The following is a 25,053-nucleotide window of genomic DNA, read 5'->3' on the forward strand; positions in this document are numbered from 1 at the left end:
TAGCATTGATAATGGAGGATACCGCGATGAAAACATCCGAACCACTTCTTTTCCTGCAAGGATTTCTGAGGAACCCCAAACGAGTAGGCAGTCTCCTGCCCAGCTCCAAATTTTTGGCTAAGAAAATTGTCCAGTCTGTACGATGGGATGAGGTAAGAACCATTGCTGAGCTGGGGCCAGGAACAGGGGCCGTCACACGTCTCATGAGAGCACATTTACCGAAATCTGCAACCGTGTTTTTATTTGAAAGAGACCCCAAAATGAGAAGTAATCTGAAGAAAACATATTCTGAATTCATGTTCCATTCCAATGCATCCTATCTATTAAAAAGGATCAATCAAGAATATATCCATCAGTTGGATAGCATCGTTTGCGGACTGCCCTTTTTTAATTTTTCCAGAGAAATGAGACAAAATATCCTGTCACAGATCCATACAGCGCTCCGACCTGGAGGCACGTTAGTTTTATACCAGTACTCCCTTCATATGAGGAAACAATTAGCTGAGTTATTTGAGATGGAGAAAATTCAATTTGTGCCCTTCAGCTTCCCTCCTGTTTTTGTATATGTTTGTCGTAAAAGACAAGATGAAGGACAACGTGTAACGATCGACTTGAGGAAGACTTGATTTATCCTCTTTATATGTTTAATGTCCTGTCTTGTCCTGTGAGAATCTAATTATGCGAGTCATCATCTTACGCGGCAACAACCGCGGCATAAACGCGATGAATCGGTTCCGAGCACCAGGCATAATTAATGTCTTGCCACGCAAGAAGCCTTGATACCCTTCTTGCGCCACCTGTCCAGCTTCCATGATTGGGCCTTGCAACATCTTCGAGACACCCATACCCGAACGATCCACAAATCCGGTAGATGTCAGGCCTGGGCACAGTGCTGTCACCGTAACCCCAGTTCCGCTTACTTCATTCTCCAAAGCCTCAGTGAACGATAGCACGTATGCCTTGGTCGCATAATACACTGACATCATCGGTCCAGGGAAAAAGCCTACCAACGAAGCCACATTCATCACGCCGCCGTGCCCACGTTCGATCATCCCCGGCAAGAACAGTTTTGTCATGACGGTTAAAGCCGTTATATTCACATCGATCATATTGACTTCTTGTTCCATATCCGTTTCCATAAACGTCCCGAACAGACCGAAGCCTGCATTATTGACAAGATAGTCAACAACAATGCCCTTTTCTTTCAGCTCACTATAAATCTCCTGTGGTACCCCAGGCGCCGCTACATCTTTGGCAATAACCGTCGCCTGAATGCCATACTTTTTCCGATACTCCTGAGCTAGACCCTGTATTTTACCCTCACTTCGTGCTACCAGCACAATATGATGTCCACCTTTGGCAAACCGATCAGCTAACTCTTTACCGATCCCACCCGATACCCCTGTGATTAGAACTGTCTTTCTCATATCGTGACCTGCCTCTCTTTTCTATAAAATATGTTTCATCTGGAACATCAATTAGAATGAACATTCTATAATAGTAACAAATAGACTACCTTCGTATGAGATCTATGGATAGTATCGCTATACGAAGCAGTTTTTCCTTGGTCATCGAAGTCTTGGCCATCCCCCTTAAACCAATGCTTATGTTATGCAGATATTCCGCCAATACCTCGGCGTTGTACTCCGTTGTGAATTCACCTTCTTGCTGTCCCCACACCATAATGTCCTTGATTAGTTTCTCCGTATTTGCAAACATCTCCGTCGATCGGTGGTTCATGTCTTTATCACGTGCCGCCAATTCTACCGTCGAATTAACAATGAAGCAGCCTGATGCTGGAGATTCCTCTCCATGAATTAAAGAAAGAAATATAAACTGAAGTGCTTCCGTTGCCGTTTTAGAACGCTTTACGCCTGCTGCAAGAGCGGAGCTGATTTTGTGATCATACAGATCTACTGACTTTAGAAACAAGGTATGTTTATCACCAAATGTGTCATACAAGCTTTTACGATGAATTCCCATATGATTAACCAGATCCGTCATAGACGTCTTCTCATAGCCCTGTTTCCAAAAAAGTCTCATCGCTTTATCCAGTACAACAGACTCTTCGAACTCTTTGCTTCTCGCCATTGGCTTCCCTCCTGTTCAGAAAACAAACATTGAATAGCATAAGGATGATCTTAACGAGCCCTTAAAAGGTAACAATGACTTTGCCCTGGGAGTGACCCGTGGACACTTTAATCAATGCCTTTTCAATGTCATCAAACGTATACGTAGAATCGATCGAAGGTTTAATGTCTTCTTTTTCTACAAGAGAAGTGATTTCTTGCAATTGGATCCCACTGGAATGCACAAATAAAAAACGATATTCATTTTGATTCTTACGCGCTAAAGAATCCAGGCGTGCACCTACGAGACCAAACAATGCTCTTTTCCACAACGGGAATTGACTGTCCACTGCAAAGCGATAATTGGGTCCTGCCTTCAAAGAGACTAATTTCCCCTGTGGTTTCAAAATGCTCAGTTCAGCTTTGATCTCGTCCGCACCCAAGGTGTCGATCACATAATCAATATTGGACAGAATATCAGCATAGTGCTCGGTCTTATAATCAATGAATTGATCTGCTCCAATAGATAAACTACGTGCTCTGCCCCTTTCACTGCCACTTGTAATCACCGTTAATCCCATAGACTTGGCAATCGGGATAGCCATCGCACCGAATCCCCCGGTTCCGCCAGGAATAAACAACTTTTTATTCGATTCCGCTCGGAGCACATCATGCAATGCTTGATACGCGGTCAAGGCAGTAAGGGGTACTGCAGCAGCTTCGATAAAAGACAGATTTTCAGGCATCATGGATAAAGCATCCTCATGTACAGCCGCATATTCAGCAAAAGCACCAATTTTATTCAGAGGTAACCTTGTATAAACCTTATCACCCACTTTAAAATTCAAAACATCATCACCGACAGCTTCAATGACACCCGATAATTCATTCCCTAAAGTTAAAGGTAACGTATAGTCGGCAATCATCCGAACACTGCCATTCATATTCAAGATATCCAGTGGATTTACACCCGCTGCTTTTACTCTGACAAGAACCTCATGGCTCTGGATCTGAGGTGTCGCAATATCATTAATTTCCACCTGGATTTTTTTAGAGTATTTCTGTATTTGAGCTGCTCTCATCATTTATCCTCTTCCTTTGCTTATAGACTACATAAGTTGAACTAAAGATTATTTACACTGATACTACGATGACAGAACAACCTTCCATTCGCTGTTATCGTGTAAAATGATTAGTTCAACTTATGTAGTAACATGGTGCGCAGTATTCAGTTGTACGCCATGCTCCATGCTTTGTGCTAGTGTAGCCCCTCTTGCGACTTTAATTCTTCCAACGTAGGGTAATCCGTGTAGCCCTTACTTCCCAATCCAAAGAATGTTGTCGTATCTGCTTCATTCAGTGGCGCACCTTGTCGAAGTCGTTCCACCAAATCTGGATTAGCTAAGGACCATACACCAACCGGTACCACATCAGCGAGACCACGATCTAAATCGACACTGAGATCCTCCAACGTTCTTCCAGCCCGATTGACCAACAATGGATTTTGCCAGATCGAACGAATGTCTTGGAGCAGTTGTTCATCTCCAAGATGCATAACATGAAGGTAAGCCAAATCCAATTGAGCCAATTCTTCTACAAGATAGCGATACAGTTCAGGACCTTGTTCGCCATCTTGAATTCCACCCAGTGGTGTGCCTGGTGAGATACGGAAGCCTGTCCGTTCTGCACCTATTTCCTTCACAATGGCTTTGGTTACTTCAATCGCAAAGCGAGCACGATTTTCAATAGATCCGCCATACTCATCTGTGCGTGTATTCGAATTTTCTCCTAAAAATTGATTGATCAAGTATCCGTTGGCCCCATGAATTTCAACGCCATCCGCCCCTGCTTCGATCGCTGCGGCTGCTGCTTTTCGGAAATCGGCAATGGTCGTTTGAATATCCTCCTGACTCAATTCCCGGGGAACGGGGATATCCTGCATCCCTGTAGCCGTAAACATTTCTACACCCGGTGCGATTGCTGATGGAGCAACCGGTTGACGATGATGCGGGGTATTGTCCGGATGTGACATGCGACCCGCATGCATTAATTGGATGTATACATATCCGCCAGCTTCATGCACCGCATCCGTTACCTTTTTCCATCCATCAATATGCTTATCGGTGTAGATGCCAGGTGACCACAAGTATCCCTGTCCATCATCGGAAGGTTGCGTTCCTTCCGTAATCAGAAGTCCCATCGTTGCGCGCTGAGCATAATAAAGTGCCGCCAACTCTCCAGGTGTACCATCTTCTTGTGCTCTACTGCGTGTCATAGGTGCCATTGCTAGTCGATGAGACAATTCCATGTTACCAATCTTTGTTTTACTCCATATCTTTTCCATTTGGATGTACTCCTCTTCTTATTTGAGATTTTGTAGATGTATCCTCTGGATTCTGCTGTATTAATTCAATTCTGAAATCACCGGGTAGATTGCACCTGTCAGCTGAAAATCATAGTTCTGATCTACAATCCCTACAACCACTTCATTGTGATCATACAGATCGATCATGAAGCCTGCCATTTCTTTAGCTGTGTGATATTTGGGCATATTCGCTTTGTAATCAAATCCTTCAGCATCTATTGATTTTTGCACAAATTCTGTTTCCGTGATCGCTGGTGCCAGGATCTTCGCTTTTAGTTTTGCACCTTTCAGTTCCAGTTCTTTGGCAAGACCTTCTGTGAAGGCACTAACGTAGTATTTCGATGCAGAATAAGCAACACTGCCTACAGCAATGGCATATCCGAGTGCGGATGAGACGTTGATCAATTGAGTGCCTTCCACATTCGCATAATCTCGCACATACAGTGTAGATAGAATGGTCAAAGATTCGATGTTAACACGCAGCATCGTCTCCACTTTATCCAAATTCTGTTCAGCAATGAACGAGCCTTCTCCGAGCCCTGCATTATTGATCCAAGTCTCAATCTGATATTCCTTCAAATCGTTATATAGCGTGTACGCCTCTGCGGTAACAGACAGGTCGCTTGTGTGTACGACAACATTCACTTTAGGATCGATACCCTGAATAGTCGATTTAAGTTCTTCAAGCTTATCCAATCTTCTAGCTACCAAAATCAAGTTTTTACCCCGTGCTGCAAATGCCAATGCTGTTTCATATCCAATTCCTGAACTTGCTCCTGTGATTACGGTGTATTTCATCTTATTCTCTCCCTTATATTCTTCAGATTAGTGTAATTTCAGTTTTTAGAACGATCGTTCTTTATTGTGCAAAAAAAAGTAGTTAGATCTAACTTGCTGTTAGCATATCATTTCTAGAACGAACAGTAAACAATTATTTTATATATAGAAAATATGCTTGGAACACACTTAAATGAGACTAAAATCACGCTATATATACCATTTTTTATATCATAAATTAAGAATTCCTATATCGTTTCATAAGTTCTTTAATTTAATAATCTAATGTCAGGCCGCTGGCCACAAGTATAACCATCAACCTTTCCTAGCTACGCTAATCTGAATTCGACATCATCCATGCCAGAAATTCTCCAAACGAATCGGATACCTTTTCAACCTCTTCAAATTCCGGCTCACATCCACGTACAATAGCCCCATTGTCGGTTGTTAAGTCAATGGCATAGAAGGAATATCCATCCTCCACAGACATTACGATCGGTAAGTGATGATCCCACCAGGCCGTTATCTCTGACTGCCAAATAGAATCACCCTCTGCTGCCTCCAAACTAAGCATTTCAAATTCATTCCATTGGAATGCGGTCTCCGTGCTATTGTTGAACTCAGCCTCACAAATAAACCAGGTTTGCTCATCCGGTGCAACGCATTTTTCAACTACATTTAGAAATTCTAAATATTCATCTGGAAGTCCTTTATATCTTGAAGTAATGCTGCTGTTTAAATGTGACTGCGAACCGGATTTACTCATTATGTCCCAGCCTTTTTCCCCGGCCCAAGTCATAAATTCCCTAAAGTGAGTGTTTCCTTTTCCATTATTCACTTCCAATTCATACACCTGCCCATCAGCTTAAGAAATAGAAACTATATCACCTATTCGGGATTTGAATGGAAAATCCCTGCTGTGGTGCTTCAAAAAGAAAGACAAAAAGACTGGGAACATGGCCCGAGAAAAGCGGCAACCAGGTTCCAGCCTTTGGTGAGTTGCGGAAAGTTAATTTTAGTTAGGGACAGTTAATTGGGAAATGGACAGGAATTATTAGTTAGTTAAATATCCGCTGTCTCATCGCCTCAAACAACAAAATCGTTGCCGCCATTGCCGCATTAAGTGACTCAGCCTGTCCTTGCATCGGAATCGTAATCGCATCATCCACCAAACGTGCCGTAGAATCCGAGATACCCTTGCCTTCGTTACCAATGACAAGCCATACCGACTGCGTAAAATCATAACTATAACATGAATGCTCTGCCTGCAAAGAAGTACTTACCAGCTTCACGCCCGCAGCCTTCGCTTCGGGAAGCAAGGATTCCAACTGGCCCTCCACAATGGGCAAATGAAACAATGACCCCATCGTCGAACGAATCGTCTTTGGGTTATACACATCAGCACAGCCCGCGCCAAGTACGACCCCAGCGGCTCCAGCTGCGTCCGCACTACGGATGATCGTCCCCACATTACCCGGGTCTTGAACTCCGTCCAGCACAACGACAAGCCCACGTGCTCCTGCGATCAGGCTTTCCAGTGGCTCACTGCCTTTACGCACAATCGCGAATACAGGCTGTGGCGTCATCGTATCCGTACATTTGGCGATAACCGCAGGAGATACACTAACCCACTCCACACGCTGAAGCGGGTTTTCAAGCCCGGCAAGCTCATTCGGTACGCCTTGCTCTCCATCGTACACAATACACTCCAGATCTGCTCCGGCGCGCAATGCTTCCTGTACCAGATGAATGCCCTCAATGATATATTTATGTTGACGGGTACGATGCTTTTTCTCCAGCAACTGCGCCCATTCTTTTACACGTGTATTTTGCGGTGATACAATATCCATCTTTCCATCCTTCCCATCTGCATCCATCACTTCGGATACGCAAGCTCCATTTTCGTCAAATGATCCTTGTGACCCACAATGATCAGCATATCTCCAGCTTCGATCCGATCCTCAGCGTACGGCGAGATGTTCATCGAGTTCCCACTGCGGATCGCCATCACGTTACAACCAAAACGTGCACGGATGTTTAATTCCATCAGGTTTTTACCGATCATTTGCTCGGAGGCTCTCATCTCCAAAATGCTGTAATCCTCAGATAACTCGATGTAATCCAGTATATTAGGCGAGGTCAGATGATGGGCTACGCGCAGTCCCATATCCCGCTCAGGATAGATGACTTTATCCGCCCCAATCTTCTGCAATACCTTACCATGAAGCTCATTTTGGGCTTTTACGATCAGAACGGGTACACCCATATCTTTCAATATCAGGGTTGTCAGAATACTCGCCTGTATATCTTCACCAATCGCCACAACGACAACGTCGAAATTCCGTATGCCCAGCGCACGCAGCGCTTCTTCATCTGTTGAATCTGCCGATACCGCATGGGTCACCACATTGGACATTTCCTGAGTCCGCTGCTCGTCCGCATCAATTGCCAGCACGTCGAATCCCATGCCACTCAGTGCATTGGCAACACTTGATCCGAATCGTCCCATACCAATTACGGCATACTGTTTCTTGGCCATTAGGGTCTTAACCTCCCGCTGCTCTTCAGCATGACGCATCATTACGGATACCCATGCTAACGTAAATAATCCTTCGTAGTATACCACAAAGCCCGATAAACTTGAATGCGCTCGCGCTTCCCAGGGAACAGTATTAGAGCAGCCGAATATACGAGGAGGGAATTGCGATGCCCATTACATTAAGCCTGCGTGAAGCGATTGTTCATAAAGTTCATGACAAGAGTGATGATCAGCTCCGGGAGATGATTGAAGGTTCAGTAGATGGACCGGAAGCTGCATTACCTGGACTTGGCGCCATTTTCGAGATGATCTGGAAGAACACAGAACCTGCCAAGCAGGAAGAACTCATTCAAATCGCGCAGGAGCATCTGCACACCATTCCCGTTCAACCGCTTCGCTAAGTGAAGCATTGGAGGGTAAGGTAACCATCATTACGTTTGTTCTGTCTGCAAAAGAAAGCTTTCCCTTATTCGGCTGGATCATACCCGCCTCCAGGTAAGGTGTATAGCAATAGATCCCTCCGCCAATTGGCGGAGGGATCTTATTTTTAACAAGCTATCTCATCACATGAGCTTGTCACGTTTAACTAATTTTTTAACAATTCCCACGAAATACTTTTGTCTTCACTTAAGGCGCAGTCTCCAGGAATTGAGCTGTAGGATTTTTATCCATAGCCGTTCTCATTGCGTACTCATTTTCGAAGAGCACTACATAATTTCCTTTTTTATCTTTTACAAGCGCAGAGTTAATCCGGAATTTGCTTGGGTCCAGATTCTCGTCCACGATCCAGCGAGCGAACTGATAAGGCATGCGTTGTAATAGTACGTCTACCCCATACTCGCCTTTCATCCGGTATTCAAATACCTCGAACTGAAGTTGACCAATTACGCCGAGGATAGTCTCGTCGAAACTTGCCGTCTGGAACACCTGAATGGTTCCTTCCTCCGTCAACTGATCAATTCCCTTTTGGTACTGTTTATGTTTCAATGCATTTTTCACAGTAACTTTGGCGAAAATCTCTGGGGAGAACGTTGGCAATTCCTCAAAAATAACTTCGCTGCCTTGGCTCAGTGAATCGCCAATCCGGAAAATACCCGGATCGAACAAACCGATAATATCGCCAGCATATGCCTCTTCGACAATATCCCGGTCTTGTGCCAGGAATTGCTGTGGCTGTGACAGCTTGATTTCTTTGCCCACACGAGTATGCTTCACACTCATTCCACGTTGGAACTTGCCTGACACAATACGAAGGAACGCAATACGATCCCGGTGTGCCGGGTTCATGTTTGCCTGAATCTTGAACACATAACCGCTGAATTTTTCATTCGTTGGCTGAATCTCTCCTGCCGTACTGCGACGTGGTTCAGGCTTCGGTGCCAGTTCCAGGAAGTTCTCCAGGAAAGTCTGTACGCCGAAATTGTTAATCGCACTACCGAAGAAAATAGGTGTCAATTCGCCGTGTTGAACTTTCTCCATGTCGAATTGGTCGCCCGCGATATCCAGCAACTCCAGATCCTGACACAATTGATCATGCAGGTATTCTCCTGCCATCTCACGGATAATCGGATCTTTGTAGCCATCTACCTTTTGTACTTTGATCGTTGAGTGATCGTCCCCTTGGAACAACTCCACCTGATTTTTCATCCGGTCATAGACACCACACAGCTCGCGACCTGTACCAATAGGCCAGTTCATCGGAACCGAACGAATACCCAGTACATTTTCAAGTTCTTCCATCAGGTCAAATGGGCTTTTACCCTCACGGTCGAGTTTGTTGATAAACGTAAAGATTGGAATGCCGCGCTTCGCACATACCTGGAACAACTTGATCGTTTGTGCCTCGACACCTTTTGCCACGTCAATCAACATCACCGCGCTATCGGCAGCCGTCAGTGTACGATACGTATCTTCACTGAAATCCTGGTGACCCGGTGTATCCAAAATGTTGACGCGATGATCCAGATAATCAAATTGCATTACGGAAGAGGTAACCGAGATCCCCCGTTGTTTCTCAATTTCCATCCAGTCACTTGTTGCGTGTTTGCTGGCTTTCCGAGCTTTTACCGTTCCCGCAAGGCGAATCGCGCCCCCGAACAGCAACAGTTTCTCGGTCAATGTAGTTTTACCCGCATCCGGGTGAGAGATAATGGCAAACGTCCGGCGTTTGTCCACTTCCTGTTGAAGAATATCATTTGCAGCTTTGCTCATAGGTTTAATCCCTTTCGTCCGTTCATTCACGTTAATCCGGCATGGCCGGTCCATCATTCAATCTTTATGCAATCCGGCGAGGCCGGTTGATTGTACACGAGTTTTTACGTACTAGGTTTTTACACACTAGATTAATTTTACACATTTACAATGGAGTTCATCCTCCTCAAATCTGTGCTTTCATGTATACCGTGAACTGCTTCTTAACCCAACTCTCCTATTGTACCATAATCTGTACCGAAAATAACCGATTACTACCGCAGATTCTTCTCTTTTCACTTGCAAAAAAAGCACCCTTCAGCCATTTCCATGGCATCCAGGCACTCCTCATTCATTTTTATTTATCGGTTTTAGAAAATCAATGCATCCAGCGCGTATTGTCCGCCACCTGTCAATGCCAGCGCTACACCAATCACCAGAATCGCGAGATTATATTCGAATCCGTTCTGTGTGGACCAGTATCCGTTCGCTCCATGGACTTTCACAATGGCAATGACCATCGTCAATGCAATCAGAATGCCACCTACTGGTGTAAGCAGACCCAGAGCCAACAGCAATCCGCCACCGAATTCCGCGAGTCCAGCCAGCAACGCCACCAATGCACCGGGCTTCATGCCCATCGACTCAAACCAGCCACCTGTACCCTTGATCCCGTAACCTCCGAACCAACCAAACAGCTTTTGAGCCCCGTGCGCCATGAACGACAATCCAATCACCAAACGAATCAACAACAATCCTACATCCAACATCATTTTCTTTTTCCTCCATTCGATATATACAAAATAGTATTCTTAGATTAAAGATATTATGCACATTTTTTCTTCATGATTCTCTGTGACGTAAACCCCTTCAACTGGTTTACATTTTATCTCATGAATGATAACTTATCCGAAACGTTTGCCCGAATGAAGTTTGTCATTTGCGTAACTCTTTAACTCATGTGTTGAGTATAAGTTACATACTTACTTTTTGTCAACAACTTAATTTAAATTACTTATTTCCTTATGATGGATACCTACCTTTTCCCCCACTAAAAAGCCTGGGTACACCGCAAAATTTGCGATTTCCCCAGGCTCAGTCATGTTGTGTATGTTGTTAATACTGTTGTTAATGCCCTTACCCTACCCTAACCATTCACTTGCCAGATCACGCTGTCCTCATCCTGACCATTCACCGGCCACCAGTGGAATCCGTCCTGCTCCAGCAGCTTATCTGTCGCTTCTGGCCCCCATGTTCCAGCAGGGTACGTATGAAGCTCTCCTTGATTCTGCCCCCAGGCTGCTGCAATCCGATCCACAAAAGACCAGGCTGTTGCCACTTCATCCCAACGGGTGAAGTACGTAGAATCCCCTTCTGCCGCATCGTGCAGCAGACGTTCATATGCTTCAGGCGAGTTAATTCCAATCATGCAGCTCTGACAGAAATCCATCGCGAGTGGCTGAATCTCGGAATCCGAGCCTGGTTTCTTGGCATTGATTTTGATATATATGCCTTCCATCGGATTCACCCGAATGACCAGCAGGTTAGGTTCGAGCTTATACTTTTTCCCAAGGTACACGTTGTTTGGCATCGACTTGAACTCAACTACGATCTCGGTCGTTTTCACCGGAAGTCGCTTGCCTGTCCGAATGTAGAATGGCACACCCGCCCAGCGGAAATTATCCACGAATACACGTGCTGCAAAATACGTCTCCGTATTCGACTGCGGATCAACCTTGTCTTCCTGGCGATACCCCGGAAGCTGCTTGCCACGGTACTCCCCTTCGGCATACTGCCCCCGCACAACGTTGTTGCTCACTTCCTCATCCGAGGTGAACGCCCGTAGAGAGCGTAATACCTTCACCTTTTCATCCCGAATGTCTTCCGGGAATAGGCGACTCGGCGGTTCCATCGCAATCATCGTCAGCATCTGGAGCATATGATTCTGCCCCATATCACGCAGTGCACCGGAGTGATCATAATAACCACCACGTTCTTCCACGCCTACCGTTTCACCAAGCGTAATCTGAACGTTGGCAATATGTTTGTTATTCCAGAGCGGTTCAAAAAAAGCATTTCCAAACCGAATCACTTCAATATTTTGCACCATTTCCTTGCCCAGATAATGATCAATACGATAGATTTCCTCTTCACGGAATACCTCACGAATCTGCTCATTCAGATGTTCGGCGGATTGCAGATCATAACCAAATGGTTTTTCGATCACCAAACGGTTCCAACCCTTACTTTCTAACATACCACCGTCCCGCAAACTGTACGAGACACTGCCAAACAGCTCAGGTGCCAGTGCCAGATAGAACAGCCGGTTCCCCGGCGTGTTAAACTTTGATTCCAGATGCTCCGTCTGCGCACGCAGCTCTTTGAATCCTTCCACATTATTGATATCCAGTGCTTTGTATTCAAAATGATCGACAAAAGCGTTCCACTCATCAGGTTCCCCCGCTGGATAACGGCAGAACTCTTTAATGGATTCATAGATGTCTTCCCGGAATTCTTCTGGGGACCTCGGACGACGTGCTACGCCAATAACCGCAAAGTCTTCGGCAAGCTTGCCTTCACGGTAAAGACTGTAGATAGCCGGAAACAGCTTCCGGCGGGCCAAATCACCCGTTGCTCCAAAAATGAAAAATACTGCGCCTGGTGTCTGTACTTCATCTTGCAATTGTTTTTCAACCATGGGCTCCTCTTTCTTCCGGGAAGATAACCTTCATGCTCTCCCCGAGCTATGTAATGGTGTTATATATGCACGACATACAACTGTCAATTACCAGCAAGTTCCTTCTTGGATGTGATGCCATTTTAGCATATCAACTGAATGGATGCACTATTTCAAACTCATTTTTCTGATAAAGATTCTCAATATTGGGTCCTAATTCATGAAAAAACCATTCCTTAATATTCAATCGTAATCACCGGAAACCCCACTGTAATTCGATTGTCGGCCTCGTCTCCAACCTGGTGAACTGCGAGTTGCATATTCAACATGTGCGAGCCACTCTTGATCGATAGGGGCAGCTCAGCCGCCTTATAAGAGACACTTGCAGTACCTGCATCTGTATAACGTTCGACGGAGGCGATATCCACCTTTGTGGACAGCTGTTCTTCGATCAGTTCCAGTTGCTGACTCGCATCATGTTCAGTAGCAGTAACTGCTGTACCTTGCACAGACATATTCCAGCTTGCCTTCATCCCTGAGTCTATAAGCAGTTGATCGACCTCTTCATGTAATGTCATTAATGCCTTCCGATCCGTGTGTGCATCCCCTGAGAGTTGTACGATGGCATAGTAACCATTGTCTCCTGTATCGACGACATTGACCAACATGCCTACACCTCCAGTAGCCGTATCGACTATCTCTTCACTACGGTAAACATCATGACCCGTCTGGCGTACCCGCACAGGTGGTTCAAGTCCCAAGTGACTTGCCAGTAACACGGCCTGCGCTTGTGCATCTCCCTTGCCTTCTCCTTGCCATTTAATAACTAGACGATCCACATTATCAATCACACTGTCAGCAGTATAGATTAACTGTTCCAGTTGGGCAGCTTTGGATTCGTTCTTCTCTGCGTATACCTGTGTCACACCAATAAGAATTATGATAGCTATTGCCAAGATTCCTGCTGTCATCCATCGATTTAACATTTGAATCCCCCGCTTCATTCTTGCATTCTATGAATCTATCAACAGCATACCCCTTTACCGCATTAGCTATACTTCTTCTGCACACAGCAAAAAAGCCCCACCCGCCACATCCATGGCAGATCGGAGCTTTCATTTATAATTTTCTATATAAATTGAACTACACAATATTTACACTCGCCACTCCGCTGACAGAACAACCTTCCGATCGCTGTTATCCCCAGATTTTTTTGATTCTTTTTATAAAGGGTAAATCCGGGGATAAAGGCGAAGTGCATGCTTCCGAAGTAGCTTTCTTTCAGAAAGCTTTTAGCTTCGCTTCTTCAGGTTCTTTCTGTCCTCTTATCTATAACTTCCGCACATGAAAGCACGGTTCTTTGGCTTAATTATGTTATTGCATATGATCCTGCTTACTCTGCAAGTCCGTTTTTATAAGCATAGATCGCGGCCTGTGTACGGTCGTCTACGCCCAATTTTGCCAGTAAGTTTGTAACATGGAACTTGACTGTCTTAATGCCGATGATCAGATCATCAGCGATGTCCTGATTCGATTTGCCTTTAGCCAGCAATCGGAGCACATCCATTTCCCGGTCCGTCAATTCATCATGCAAAGGAGCTGCTGCCTGTGGCTGCCGGAATCGATTCATCATTTTCGAAGCCACCTGTGACTCCAGAACGGATTGCCCGCGAGCTGCTGCGCGAATCGCATCTGCCACTTCATTGGCTCTTGATGTTTTCAACAGATAACTGAATGCGCCTGCTTCAATGACAGGATACATTTTTTCATCATCCAAGTAACTGGTCAATACAATGACTTTGCACTCTGGATACATTTTAAGTACCTGACGAGTAGCCTCAATACCATCCATTCCTTCCATAACCAGGTCCATCAGAACAACATCAGGCTTATATTCCTGTGCGAGCCGAATGCCTTCCTCTCCACTACCTGCTTCACCAACAACTTCAATTCCATCTTCGGTATCCAGTACCGCTGCAAGACCAATACGTACCATCTCATGATCATCCACGAGCAATACTTTGATCGACGTTTCCGTCTCCGTTTCGACTTCCGGTTCCATTGACATGTTCTTCCTCGCTTTCATCGTTCATCAAAGGTATCGTAATCTCAATCCGCGTTCCCTTACCAGGCGCTGTTACAAAATGTATGGCCCCGCCAATCTCCGTAACACGTTCACGCATGTTAGCCAGACCGTAAGAAGCTTGTTTATTCTCATCCAGATCAAAGCCTTGCCCATCATCACGAATCAATACCCGGATCGCATCAGTACGGCGCTGGATCCGTATCTCCATTTTTTCCGCTTTTGCATGCCGTAACGTATTGGACATAGCCTCCTGAACGATCCGGAACAGATGATTCTCGATGCCTTTGATCAGATCAATGTCTTCGTCCATTTCGAGCACAATGTCCATGGGTACTTTTGTTTTCAGTTCCATCACCAGATCACGCAGACCTTGTTCGAGATGTTTACCCTCCAGATAGACTGGACGCAGATGTAACAGTAACGCACGCATCTCGGACTGGGCTACCGAAGCCATCTCCTCAATCAGAGCCACCTGCCTCTGAGCACGTTCAAAATCCTTCTCCATCTTCCGTCCAACGGCCGTTGCTGTCATGGATATCGCAAACAATTGCTGCGATACCGCATCATGCAGTTCCCGTGCCAAACGTTGCCGCTCTTCCACAATAGCCGTAATTCTGGCTTGTTCAGCAAGCTGTGCATTATGAGTAGACAATCGCTGGAGCGTAGATATCTGATCTTCCCACTTTTTGCCGATTCGTCCGAGTTGCTCACTTAAACGGCCCACATCATCATCGCCCAGATCAGGTACAGTGCGTGATAGAGAGCCCTTCTCCCACAGTAGAAGTGTTTCCCGCAGCAGTTCGAGCCGGCGTTTAACCCGGTAACTCTGATAGAACCCAAAGACCGCACCGATTCCAATCAGAAGCAGCAATAAGGCCAGACCCGATTGAATCAGATGACGCCAACCTGTAAACGGAGCAAGATAACCATATGTATACAATACATACAAAATAACAGCGAGCACAATGAAAACCAGGAGGATCCCTTCACCCATACTTCGGGTTACCATGTCGGTATGTCGTTTTGTCTTCATCGGGGTCTCCTCCTTCTCTTCATCTATTTTACTACGGATTACTGATGTTTAGGTCGCCAACAATATAAGAAATTACAAATTTTGCTTTATGTTCACTGGATTCATATCCAGGCGTTCTCCATACTAATTTGTTCATCATGCCGCTATCTTGTTCTCCAAGAAGATTAATCCGGCCGAAAAGAACCGATGCTTCAATCTCCACACCATAATCTTCTGGTAGTGTAAGGCGAACATTACCCATAACTCCTTGCAGCAGCACAATTGTTTGTTTCTCCTCCGGAATCGAAAGAGATAGATCCGCGTTAACCTCACCTATGGCATGCCACAGACTCATACTACGTAACGTCCAGGATGATTGATCCCAGTAGTACCGAGCCATGAAATTCTGTTTCTTCATAACTCCTTCGTCCAGATGAATCTTTTTGTTTTTTGAATAAAAGTAAGCTAAAGAAGCCAGTACAATCAAAAATACAATCATTAAATTATCCAGCAATAACAGTGCCGCACCAATGCCGAGATACCGATGACCTTTGCGGGTATCCCCATTGCGGACTTGAAGCATTCCAACCGTTAACAGAATCAGTGCGGCAGCGGTCAGGAAGTTAATATTGTCATTCAATAACATCATTGTGCCAATAATCATAATGACAACTGCAAGCCATTTACTCTTTTGATTCATCCCAGCCGCACCTCCTCTGTAAGTTAATCTCTCTTTATTCAACGGAAAAGCCATACCAGGCAATGAAGTCCTGTATGGCTTAACTTTTGTTCTACCAACCGTACATTATACACGATTTATAGAATATCATATTGTCCACTAAGCGAACAGTTATTCTTTTGAAGTTCCGTTCGCTTCATTCTTGGAACCATTGCCCATTTTATTTTTGAGGGCTTGTAATTGCTGATCCACTTTGAACTGTTTTTCCACATCTACAGGATTCGTGTACGTGGATGATGTGTTGCGATAAGGTGCACGAGCTACGTCAGCTTCAGCTTCCAGCTGCATGATTTTCTCTTCCATGCGGTGGAATCCAAGTGATGCGCCGCCACTTTCGATCGAATGCAAGCTGTTGATGGAAGACATTTGTTTTTTAGCTTTTGCCATTTGTGCACGGGATACAAGTTCATTACGTTTGTTACGCATTTTGTAGAACTCATCTTTCATATCATGCAACTGTTGCAACAGATCTTTCGCTTGTGCTTCGGACTGTGCATGCAGTTCGCTGTACTCCGTAATTTTTTGATCAAAGTAGATTTTCTCTTCCAACAATTTGCGTGCCACTTCTTCCTGACCGTTAGACAGAGCAGCTTCTGCTTGGGACTCACGTTGTACCGAAGTACGCTCCGCTTCATCCAAACGTTGTTTCATGCGGCGCTCATTTGCCATTTGTTTAGCAACAGTTACCTCTGCCTCATGAATCTCAGCCTCCATATCACGCAAGTACTGGTTCAACATTACAATCGGGTCCTCTACTTTATCCAACATATCATTTACCGATGCTTTCGTCATATCCTTAATCCGTTTAAATACTCCCATTTTACTTTTCTCCCTTCTCGTAACGAGATAATTTTTGGCGAAGCTCTTCAACTTCTTTTTTCAGTGCTTTTTTCTCGATATCTTTCATCATGGAATCAAGTTCACTTTCTTGCGGTGCTCCTGCTCCGTAGGCGTTGTTGTCATAAGAACGGGGACCAGATTGAGGTCTGCCGTTGAATCCAGGGCCGGGACCGAAGTTACCAGGACCTTGTTGGTTGTGATTATTTTGAAAAGGACCTCTTGGTGGCTGATGATCATAGTTGTCGTATCCTCTGCCAGGACCAGGGCCTTGGCCCGGACCGTAGCCATATGGATCATAAGGCGGATACGGTTCTTTTGGTACCACCAGTGCTGCAATAAAGTATATTAACAACGACGTGCCGCCAGTTACGAAGATACTGATAACAAAGATGATACGCAGCAGGGTGGAATCCATTCCGATGGTTTCGGAAATTCCGCCGCACAAGCCGGTTAACATCCGGTCACGCGTTGAGCGGTATAATTTGCTCATGTGCTTGCTCCTTTCGTTTACTTGTATCCTCTTACGTTGGAATCATAAGCATATGGATCAACGTGATTGGATTCCTTTGGTACCACCAATGCAGCGATGAAGTAGATCAACAATGATGTACCTCCCGTAGCGAAAATACTGATGAAGAAAATGATACGTAGCAACGTGGTACTCAATCCGAGATTTTCAGAAATGCCACCGATCAAACCTGTTAGCCTTCGATTACGCGCCGAGCGGTATAATTTATTCATTGTGACTACTCCTTTCTGTCATTGTTCAATTTCTGTCTTAAGCGTTCCAGTTCCTTATCCAGCGTAGAGGATGACATGCTGCCAGTCACTCCTGAACCATCTTGATTCATCCGCCGGATATCGCGGAGACTTTGTGCTTCATATTCGAGATCAGAGACTTGGTCATCCAGTCGGTTAAACATACGGGGTACATTCTGACCGTTGTGATTGCCTCTCTGGTTCATACGTTGCTGTAACTGAATCGTCTGCATACGAGCGTAGTAATATTGGCGTTTGCTGTATACATTCTGATATTCAACCTTCAGCTGGTCGATCTGTTCATCCAACTCCTGTAATGCCGCATAACTTTGTGCATACAATTCATTGTACTGTTCCATTTTTTCCTCGTGGAGGATTTTCTCCTGCAAGGCCAGCTTAGCGAGATGTTCTTCCCCTGCTTTCAGAGCCATGGAAGCCTGTTCTTCCCGTTTGTTCACCATACCTGCTGCCTGATCGGCTTGTTGTTTCATTTGTCTGGTATGGCTTGCATATTGATGACGAAGTTTCTCGGCTTCACCGATGTCTTGGCGGGTCGAGACCAGGAACTGATCAATCAGTTTGACTGGGTCCTGACTTTGCTCCAAATGTTCGTTCAGATTAGCTACGGTAATATCCCGCATTCGACGAAATACACTCATTATGTTCTGTCCCTCCTTTTCATAATCGTGAAAGCTTAGTACCGACCACGACGACTGCGGTTATTGCTTAGCATTGAGATACCAAAGATGATTAACCCGATCGCGATGATCGGTCCGATCAACCATGCCAGTTTACCCATCAGTGAGATGATACCGATGATGAGAACAATCCAGCCAAGCATCACATTCCCTCGTTTAACTCCGTAGTATCCCAGTGCAATCATCAGGACCGGAATCAGATAACCCATTAAGTGTCCAAGAAGTGGAGTTAACTTTCCGAAGAGGAGTAGTGCACCCAGCGCAATCAATACAATCGCCCAGCCATTTCCCTTATTCAATCTCATAATTGTTGTTCACCGCCCTTTCCATTCGTTCCTTTTAATGTGTTGAGTCATTTGTTCGTTTGTTTCTTGTTTTTTGTTTCCGTGTTTCTTGTTTAACCTTATGTCCTTATTCTAGGGGATTCCGCGACTTTTCAAAACAGACCGTGGACGGTTTTTCATCCTAGACTCAGGTCGGGGATCTAGTTGGACCTTTGTCTGTCCCTATATAAGACCAACGTTCCACCTAAGCTGAATAGCACTCCAGATACCTTCTATTACCCGTATTCAGGCTACCCTTTAGCAGATATCGACCTGTAGAGAGAATGTTGTCCATGTCTCTATTTACGTTCACACTGCAATTTCGTTTCTCATGATTCCGTATTGGATAGTCAGTCCAAGCCATTTCTCTAGCCTTTTCTGCAAAATCATCTATCAGCAATCCCTTATCTCTACTTCTATACACTTTTGTAAAATTACTTATTTATCCAAATAAACAAAATTTAGATTGTTCTATATGTAAGCGTTTACTAAAATAGAAAGTGTTACTATTTCTAATGTCAGGGGTGGAACTGAAACTGTGCGACCAATCAGCTATCTCCATAAAATGATCATCTTCGGAATCCTGTTAAGCACCCTGCCCATTTTGTTAACGGGAATTGCCGCATTTATCTATTCATCAAACCAAACAGAGCTGCATCGTACGCAGGCTAACAGACAGTTGCTGGAACAAATGCAATCCAACGTAGAACACAAACTCGCTACAGTTAGTTATATGCTTGATCAGGCCGTTCGCTCTCCAGTAACCCTTCGCTCCCTGTCTGCTTCTTCTTCACTAGAGGGGAAAGGGCCTTTGCTTGCCGACAAGCTACAGAGCGAATTTCAGAATATGAGGTCATGGGAACCTTTGCTGGATATTACTCTGGTGAATCAATCTCAGAATTGGCTTATTGATCATGCCGGATTATATCGTAATACGGATTTTCCACTGGCTCTTCCCATGAAAGAATTGATATCGGATACGTTAACTTCTGGATGGCAGCTCTCCCCTTCATCGGTGTTCAGTAATGATGAGCGTTCACCCGGTACAGGCTGTATTTATCATATTGCCCTTGCGAGATCTATTCCGAATCTGAATACGTCTTCCGATGCTGCCCTGATTGCCGGAATCCCTGCCTGTTCTTTGCAAAACACACTAGGAGAAGCCTCCATAGGCAATGCTGCCTCAGGACTGATCATTTTGAATCGGGAACAACGTATCTTGGTCCATCCCGATCCTGTATACATTGGACAACCGTTGTCTGCCATTGGATTACAGGATCGGGATACGGAAGCCAACATAACCAAACTATCACCCATCACATTTTCAACAGGCTTTGAAAAACGGGAAGTTAAGATCGCCGATACACATTATTCTCTAACGTATAGCCCTTCTACCTTAAAAGGATGGACTTATGTTCTAATCTCACCTACGAATATTCTGACACAAGAATATATCGATATCGGATTACACACCTTGTATATCAGTATCTTCTTACTTTTACTTTCATTATTACTCGCCTGGCTCGGCTCCAAGCGAATGCATGTCCCGATTCGTAAACTTTTAACCCAACTTGGTGACAACCACCTGTCCAAAGAAGGAAACACGGTAGCTCAGCAATCACCACCATTTTCTGATGAGTTCGAACAGATCAGAGCAGGGGTCTCACAATTATCTGCTTCTCGCTCCCAATTAGAGAACACACTTAATGTGCATCTATTGCAGATTCGCAATCATTTTATGATCAGTCTGTTCCAGGGTAAGATCCCTGTTCATACTCTTCATGACGCCCTGAATGAATATGGCTACACGCATCAGGTTCGGGAATGGCAACAAATTGCTGTTATTACACTACAGGCCGATCTTGTTAATCATACAAAATATAGAGCTAGTGATCGTGATCTCTTATTATTCGCTATTCAAAATATATTGGAGGAAACGGTTGTGCATAACCAACAATTGCTTCCCATTGTGCTGGAACATACGGTAGTCACGGTGATTGGGACCGTTGAACAGGATCAGTTTATTTTTTCACAGCAGCTATATGTATTAACAGACCAGTTACAACAACAGATGGATAAGATTCTAGCTCTTCAAGTCAGTATAGGATTCAGCCAGTCGCACAGCTCTCTACATCACATCCCTCAAGCTTACACAGAAGCCTTGGAAGCACTGAGGCATCGGATGAAGCTGGGAACAGGCATTATTTTTCAATATGAGAACATAGATCATTACACTCCCACTTGGTCCATGACCTACCCGGAATCATTGGAATATTCGTTGATCCAAGCTATTCAAAGTGCGGATGAAGTCCAGGCCTCTGCTCTTCTGAAACAACTGCTTGAAGTAATCTTTGGTATGGAGGTTACACCCGAGGAGTATGAGGTGGCTCTTACGAGGTTGCTCACGCATATTTTGCAAATGACTCAGGAATCCGGCATACGACTCGGACAGATCTCCCAAGGTCGTGGTTCGATGTTTCATGAACTTCATGGTTTGCAGTACGCTGCTGAAGTTGAGGATTGGTTTAACCATCAAGTCATCTTGCCCGTCATCCAGGTTTTTAAAGCAAGACAGTATGCCCAGTATCAGCATATATCTGAGAAAATGATTGCCATGATTCATCAAGATTATGATAAGGATCTGACGCTTGAGGAATGTGCTGTTAAGCTTCACTACAATGCCAACTACTTAAGTAGTGTTTTCCGCAAAGAGACAGGCTGTGCATTTAGTGAATATCTGACCAAGTACCGATTTAATATCGCTAAAAAATGGCTGGACGAAAGTGATCTAACCGTTAAAGATATCGCAGCACGACTTCGGTACAACAATCCGCAAAACTTTATCCGATCATTCCGTAAATGGGAAGGAATCACCCCCGGCCAGTATCGGGAGCGTAAGCAGAAAGCAGAAGTGTCGAACAGAAATTAGACAAGGAGCACGACTGTAGGTCGCACTCCTTCGGCCAGCTCGGATACCTCTCCATATGGCCCCCCGAACAGGGCGAGGGCTCGGACCTGTGACAACTCGATTAACCGTGGAGTGCTCTACCAACTGAAATATCAGGGAATATGCTTCAGAGATCATTCTCTGAAAACTAGGTCTGTGTTTTGTTTCGTTGTCTCGAACATCTCTAAATAAACGAGGGTCTGGTTCAAAGCGGTCGATGAATTAGTGGCTTCAAAAAAGAGGGAGCACATAACCTGCTCCCTTCACTTACAACTTTACTTCTGCAATCTTAACTTCATATGTTTCACACGTGTATCTTCTTGTTTTGCAGTATGATGCTTCCTAGTGTCATCTTAGACGTTAGACTATATTGTCTCTGTCTCAATTCCTGATTATCATTACACGTGCCACGCTTATGCGATTTATCGCTTATCCTTAGTGCGAACTGTTTTCATATTGGGCTGTTCAAGTTGAATTAGAATTTTACCAAATCTTCCTCCACGTGAGAAGGTCACAGTACTATCCTTGTACGTATCGCTAATGTAATCCTCAGCCAATCTGAGGGAATCTTCATCCGATGGTAACTCATACGTATTAAGCCATTCTGGCAGCTTCTCGATAATCTCTTCCACCGGTACTTCAAATGAGTTAACTTCTCTCGTAATGATCATCGTATAAGAATAACCCTGCAAATACAGCAACTGTTGGATATACCCCATATCACCGGCCTTGTGTGAAGAAGTTACACCCAGTACATCCTTAAGTTCATTCATTAGTGTGTGTTCCTTCTGTCCCGCCATAGTACTTATATACACATACTTCCGGGCACAATTGATCGCCTGCTCAATCGTTTCCCAATCCGACATCGCCGGACACATGGATGCAAATGCAAAGTCATATTTCTTCTCCCAGCCTTTATCCTTAATGGAGATTTCTTCATATCGTTCGTTTACGATTTCGATTTTGGATTCCAGAGCTGGAGGTATCGTCTCTTTCATAAGGGAGACAAGCAACTCAGAAGGCTCAACTGCGGTCACACTTGCCCCCTTTTCTGCAAAAGGAATGGTAAATATGCCTGAAGCGGCACCAATGTCCAAAATGGATAACCCTGCGAATTCCACACCCTGGTTTTCAATCCAGCCCATAATGCGTTCAGAACGCTGCTTTCCTTCTTCAGTGAACGACTGTGCATGATAATCCCTGGCCCATCGCTCAAAAGCTTCTTCTATATTAGAGGGGACGCTTTTCTTCTTATATTTTGAACTTCTCGGACGATTCTTCCATGCCTCTTCCCATACAGAAAGATCAAATAACAGATCGGTATCCGATACATTTTTTCCATTAGTCACTCTACTTCACTCCTCCATATTAAAGACTTTACTTATCTACAATATACTCAATATAATCATACGTCAATCTTTATTAACGTCCATCTTCTCTTACTCTAGATTTTCTTACTGCACATAAATCGTTTCATATAAAATAAAAATAGCCCTACACATTGCATAAGCAACATGTAGGGCTATTCAATATACCGGCGAGAGGACTCGAACCTCCACGGTTTCCCACTCGATTTTGAGTCGAGCGCGTCTGCCATTCCGCCACGCCGGCATATGCTGGAGGCGCCACCCAGATTCGAACTGGGGATAAAGCTTTTGCAGAGCTGTGCCTTACCACTTGGCTATGGCGCCATATTTTGGAGCGGACGACGGGAATCGAACCCGCGACCCTCGCCTTGGCAAGGCGATGCTCTACCGCTGAGCCACGTCCGCATAATGGCTGGGGATATAGGATTTGAACCTATGCATGACGGAGTCAAAGTCCGTTGCCTTACCGCTTGGCTAATCCCCAATAAAAAATGAAAAAACAAAGGGGCGATCGAGGGGAATTGAACCCCCGAATGCCGGATCCACAAACCGGTGCGTTAACCACTTCGCCACGACCGCCATAAAAGGTTATTTTCTAAAAATTTAATTGGCAGGGGCAGCAGGAATTGAACCCACACCAACGGTTTTGGAGACCGTTGTTCTACCTTTAAACTATGCCCCTAAAAACTGGTGGAGGATGATGGATTCGAACCACCGAACCCGTACGGGAGCAGATTTACAGTCTGATGCGTTTGGCCACTTCGCTAATCCTCCAGGATTACATGGTGCCGGCGAGAGGACTTGAACCCCCAACCTACTGATTACAAGTCAGTTGCTCTACCAGTTGAGCTACACCGGCATATTAAATTATTTTAAAAATGGTGGCTCGGGACGGAATCGAACCGCCGACACGAGGATTTTCAGTCCTCTGCTCTACCGACTGAGCTACCGAGCCATAATAAAGTCTAATCTTAATTCCTTACACTTTATATAGGGCATCAGTGCCATACAGCAGATGTAGTGAACAGTTTGCCTCATGTAAAGATTAAATGGCGGAACCGACGGGATTCGAACCCGCGATCTCCTGCGTGACAGGCAGGCATGTTAGGCCAACTACACCACGGTTCCAGATCACTTTCTCAAAGGAAAGTATAATTGCGGGGGCAGGATTTGAACCTGCGGCCTTCGGGTTATGAGCCCGACGAGCTACCGGGCTGCTCCACCCCGCGTCGTTATAAAGTTTATATGGTGGAGGCTGAGGGGATCGAACCCCCGACCCTCTGCTTGTAAGGCAGATGCTCTCCCAGCTGAGCTAAGCCTCCGAACAACACATTTATGATCATACCATAATCTTGTTGTAAAAATCAACTTCTTTTTTTAAATTTATTATGACCCGTAGGGGATTCGAACCCCTGTTACCTCCGTGAAAGGGAGGTGTCTTAACCCCTTGACCAACGGGCCTTAATATTATGGCGGAGAGAGAGGGATTCGAACCCTCGAGACGCTTGTGACGCCTACACGATTTCCAATCGTGCTCCTTCGGCCAGCTCGGACACCTCTCCATATGGCTCCCCGAACAGGGCTCGAACCTGTGACAACTCGATTAACAGTCGAGTGCTCTACCAACTGAGCTATCAGGGAATAGGCTTCAGAGATCGTTCTCTG

At 44.9% G+C, this 25,053-nt stretch carries 25 protein-coding genes and 16 tRNA genes; 4 read left to right on the forward strand and 37 right to left on the reverse strand.

Annotation, left to right across the window (positions count from 1 at the left end; translation table 11 throughout):
• The first annotated feature begins 26 nt into the window (after positions 1–26).
• Positions 27–626, forward strand: coding sequence for a class I SAM-dependent methyltransferase (locus tag V6668_RS25075; RefSeq protein ID WP_036673271.1), 600 nt, complete (start codon positions 27–29; stop codon positions 624–626).
• 18 nt (positions 627–644) lie between these two features.
• Here V6668_RS25075 and V6668_RS25080 read toward each other — a convergent pair whose 3' ends face one another.
• From V6668_RS25080 to V6668_RS25115, 8 genes are all read right to left on the reverse strand, one after another.
• Entirely contained in the window at positions 645–1,427 is a 783-nt protein-coding gene (locus V6668_RS25080) for an SDR family NAD(P)-dependent oxidoreductase (RefSeq protein WP_036673268.1), read from the reverse strand.
• Positions 1,428–1,512: 85 nt separating this feature from the next.
• A complete protein-coding gene (locus tag V6668_RS25085; protein ID WP_338707004.1) occupies positions 1,513–2,091 on the reverse strand; it encodes a TetR/AcrR family transcriptional regulator in 579 nt (192 codons plus the stop codon).
• A 61-nt stretch (positions 2,092–2,152) separates the two neighbouring features.
• A complete protein-coding gene (locus V6668_RS25090; RefSeq protein ID WP_036673265.1) occupies positions 2,153–3,151 on the reverse strand; it encodes an NADP-dependent oxidoreductase in 999 nt (332 codons plus the stop codon).
• Between the two features lie 176 nt (positions 3,152–3,327).
• Complete coding sequence (locus tag V6668_RS25095) at positions 3,328–4,413, reverse strand: alkene reductase (protein WP_076320411.1); 1,086 nt, start codon at positions 4,411–4,413, stop codon at positions 3,328–3,330.
• A gap of 60 nt (positions 4,414–4,473) precedes the next feature.
• Positions 4,474–5,232: an SDR family NAD(P)-dependent oxidoreductase gene (locus V6668_RS25100; protein ID WP_076320410.1), complete on the reverse strand. Its 759-nt coding sequence runs from the start codon at positions 5,230–5,232 to the stop codon at positions 4,474–4,476.
• A 313-nt stretch (positions 5,233–5,545) separates the two neighbouring features.
• Complete coding sequence (locus V6668_RS25105) at positions 5,546–6,049, reverse strand: SMI1/KNR4 family protein (protein ID WP_179088731.1); 504 nt, start codon at positions 6,047–6,049, stop codon at positions 5,546–5,548.
• A gap of 220 nt (positions 6,050–6,269) precedes the next feature.
• Complete coding sequence (locus V6668_RS25110; protein WP_338707006.1) at positions 6,270–7,061, reverse strand: RNA methyltransferase; 792 nt, start codon at positions 7,059–7,061, stop codon at positions 6,270–6,272.
• 26 nt (positions 7,062–7,087) lie between these two features.
• Positions 7,088–7,789, reverse strand: a complete 702-nt coding sequence (locus tag V6668_RS25115) for a TrkA family potassium uptake protein (RefSeq protein ID WP_338709002.1) — start codon at positions 7,787–7,789, stop codon at positions 7,088–7,090.
• Positions 7,790–7,917: 128 nt separating this feature from the next.
• Here V6668_RS25115 and sspI point away from each other — a divergent pair, with 128 nt between their 5' ends.
• The gene (gene sspI, locus V6668_RS25120; protein WP_036673259.1) at positions 7,918–8,151 is read left to right on the forward strand and encodes a small acid-soluble spore protein SspI; all 234 of its coding nucleotides are present in this window, start codon (positions 7,918–7,920) and stop codon (positions 8,149–8,151) included.
• Positions 8,152–8,377: 226 nt separating this feature from the next.
• Here the strand turns inward: sspI and V6668_RS25125 are convergent, their stop codons facing one another.
• From V6668_RS25125 to V6668_RS25140, 4 genes are all read right to left on the reverse strand, one after another.
• Positions 8,378–9,961, reverse strand: a complete 1,584-nt coding sequence (locus V6668_RS25125; protein WP_338709003.1) for a peptide chain release factor 3 — start codon at positions 9,959–9,961, stop codon at positions 8,378–8,380.
• A gap of 350 nt (positions 9,962–10,311) precedes the next feature.
• Positions 10,312–10,710 carry a DoxX family protein gene (locus V6668_RS25130; protein WP_024634146.1) on the reverse strand — a complete coding sequence of 133 codons (399 nt, stop codon included), beginning with the start codon at positions 10,708–10,710 and terminating at the stop codon, positions 10,312–10,314.
• A gap of 377 nt (positions 10,711–11,087) precedes the next feature.
• On the reverse strand, positions 11,088–12,638 hold the full coding sequence (zwf, locus tag V6668_RS25135) for a glucose-6-phosphate dehydrogenase (RefSeq protein ID WP_076328936.1): 1,551 nt from the start codon (positions 12,636–12,638) through the stop codon (positions 11,088–11,090).
• A 215-nt stretch (positions 12,639–12,853) separates the two neighbouring features.
• The gene (locus V6668_RS25140) at positions 12,854–13,603 is read right to left on the reverse strand and encodes a YwmB family TATA-box binding protein (protein ID WP_076320408.1); all 750 of its coding nucleotides are present in this window, start codon (positions 13,601–13,603) and stop codon (positions 12,854–12,856) included.
• A gap of 29 nt (positions 13,604–13,632) precedes the next feature.
• Here V6668_RS25140 and V6668_RS25145 point away from each other — a divergent pair, with 29 nt between their 5' ends.
• Positions 13,633–13,965 carry a hypothetical protein gene (locus V6668_RS25145; protein WP_338707007.1) on the forward strand — a complete coding sequence of 111 codons (333 nt, stop codon included), beginning with the start codon at positions 13,633–13,635 and terminating at the stop codon, positions 13,963–13,965.
• Positions 13,966–14,010: 45 nt separating this feature from the next.
• Here the strand turns inward: V6668_RS25145 and V6668_RS25150 are convergent, their stop codons facing one another.
• The 8 genes from V6668_RS25150 to V6668_RS25185 form a co-directional block, all read right to left on the reverse strand.
• Positions 14,011–14,679, reverse strand: a complete 669-nt coding sequence (locus tag V6668_RS25150) for a response regulator transcription factor (RefSeq protein ID WP_091020933.1) — start codon at positions 14,677–14,679, stop codon at positions 14,011–14,013.
• Positions 14,621–15,736: a sensor histidine kinase gene (locus tag V6668_RS25155; protein ID WP_036605687.1), complete on the reverse strand. Its 1,116-nt coding sequence runs from the start codon at positions 15,734–15,736 to the stop codon at positions 14,621–14,623. Before V6668_RS25155 ends, V6668_RS25150 begins: the two co-directional genes overlap by 59 nt.
• A 31-nt stretch (positions 15,737–15,767) precedes the next feature.
• Positions 15,768–16,415, reverse strand: a complete 648-nt coding sequence (liaF, locus tag V6668_RS25160) for a cell wall-active antibiotics response protein LiaF (RefSeq protein WP_036605686.1) — start codon at positions 16,413–16,415, stop codon at positions 15,768–15,770.
• 150 nt (positions 16,416–16,565) lie between these two features.
• A complete protein-coding gene (locus V6668_RS25165; RefSeq protein ID WP_017692315.1) occupies positions 16,566–17,273 on the reverse strand; it encodes a PspA/IM30 family protein in 708 nt (235 codons plus the stop codon).
• Between the two features lies 1 nt (position 17,274).
• Positions 17,275–17,784, reverse strand: a complete 510-nt coding sequence (locus V6668_RS25170) for a PspC domain-containing protein (protein ID WP_017692314.1) — start codon at positions 17,782–17,784, stop codon at positions 17,275–17,277.
• A 17-nt stretch (positions 17,785–17,801) separates the two neighbouring features.
• A complete protein-coding gene (locus V6668_RS25175) occupies positions 17,802–18,035 on the reverse strand; it encodes a PspC domain-containing protein (RefSeq protein WP_036673255.1) in 234 nt (77 codons plus the stop codon).
• 5 nt (positions 18,036–18,040) lie between these two features.
• Positions 18,041–18,712, reverse strand: a complete 672-nt coding sequence (locus tag V6668_RS25180; protein WP_017692312.1) for a PspA/IM30 family protein — start codon at positions 18,710–18,712, stop codon at positions 18,041–18,043.
• Positions 18,713–18,747: 35 nt separating this feature from the next.
• Positions 18,748–19,056 carry a LiaF transmembrane domain-containing protein gene (locus V6668_RS25185; protein WP_017692311.1) on the reverse strand — a complete coding sequence of 103 codons (309 nt, stop codon included), beginning with the start codon at positions 19,054–19,056 and terminating at the stop codon, positions 18,748–18,750.
• Positions 19,057–19,612: 556 nt separating this feature from the next.
• On the opposite strand from V6668_RS25185, the gene V6668_RS25190 reads away from it, so the two are divergent.
• Positions 19,613–22,003 (forward strand): helix-turn-helix domain-containing protein, encoded by a 2,391-nt coding sequence (locus V6668_RS25190; RefSeq protein WP_076320407.1) that lies wholly within the window; start codon positions 19,613–19,615, stop codon positions 22,001–22,003.
• Between the two features lie 56 nt (positions 22,004–22,059).
• Here the strand turns inward: V6668_RS25190 and V6668_RS25195 are convergent.
• The 17 genes from V6668_RS25195 to V6668_RS25275 form a co-directional block, all read right to left on the reverse strand.
• A tRNA-Asn gene (locus tag V6668_RS25195) sits at positions 22,060–22,141 on the reverse strand.
• 302 nt (positions 22,142–22,443) lie between these two features.
• A complete protein-coding gene (locus tag V6668_RS25200; protein ID WP_083669989.1) occupies positions 22,444–23,370 on the reverse strand; it encodes a class I SAM-dependent methyltransferase in 927 nt (308 codons plus the stop codon).
• Positions 23,371–23,553: 183 nt separating this feature from the next.
• Positions 23,554–23,632, reverse strand: a tRNA-Leu gene (locus V6668_RS25205).
• Positions 23,633–23,638: 6 nt separating this feature from the next.
• Positions 23,639–23,712: transfer RNA gene (locus V6668_RS25210), tRNA-Cys, on the reverse strand.
• 6 nt (positions 23,713–23,718) lie between these two features.
• A tRNA-Gly gene (locus V6668_RS25215) sits at positions 23,719–23,793 on the reverse strand.
• Positions 23,794–23,797: 4 nt separating this feature from the next.
• Positions 23,798–23,872, reverse strand: a tRNA-Gln gene (locus V6668_RS25220).
• A 22-nt stretch (positions 23,873–23,894) separates the two neighbouring features.
• Positions 23,895–23,967: transfer RNA gene (locus V6668_RS25225), tRNA-His, on the reverse strand.
• A 29-nt stretch (positions 23,968–23,996) separates the two neighbouring features.
• Positions 23,997–24,070 (reverse strand) — tRNA-Trp (locus V6668_RS25230).
• A 6-nt stretch (positions 24,071–24,076) separates the two neighbouring features.
• Positions 24,077–24,162, reverse strand: a tRNA-Tyr gene (locus tag V6668_RS25235).
• Between the two features lie 9 nt (positions 24,163–24,171).
• Positions 24,172–24,247: transfer RNA gene (locus V6668_RS25240), tRNA-Thr, on the reverse strand.
• Between the two features lie 20 nt (positions 24,248–24,267).
• Positions 24,268–24,343: transfer RNA gene (locus tag V6668_RS25245), tRNA-Phe, on the reverse strand.
• Positions 24,344–24,438: 95 nt separating this feature from the next.
• Positions 24,439–24,516 (reverse strand) — tRNA-Asp (locus V6668_RS25250).
• A 27-nt stretch (positions 24,517–24,543) separates the two neighbouring features.
• A tRNA-Met gene (locus tag V6668_RS25255) sits at positions 24,544–24,617 on the reverse strand.
• A 17-nt stretch (positions 24,618–24,634) separates the two neighbouring features.
• A tRNA-Val gene (locus V6668_RS25260) sits at positions 24,635–24,710 on the reverse strand.
• 67 nt (positions 24,711–24,777) lie between these two features.
• A tRNA-Glu gene (locus V6668_RS25265) sits at positions 24,778–24,849 on the reverse strand.
• Positions 24,850–24,858: 9 nt separating this feature from the next.
• Positions 24,859–24,950 (reverse strand) — tRNA-Ser (locus V6668_RS25270).
• A 3-nt stretch (positions 24,951–24,953) separates the two neighbouring features.
• Positions 24,954–25,029 (reverse strand) — tRNA-Asn (locus V6668_RS25275).
• Positions 25,030–25,053: the final 24 nt, after the last annotated feature.

It is taken from the genome of Paenibacillus amylolyticus, from assembly GCF_036894225.1.
GTDB lineage: Bacteria > Bacillota > Bacilli > Paenibacillales > Paenibacillaceae > Paenibacillus > Paenibacillus amylolyticus.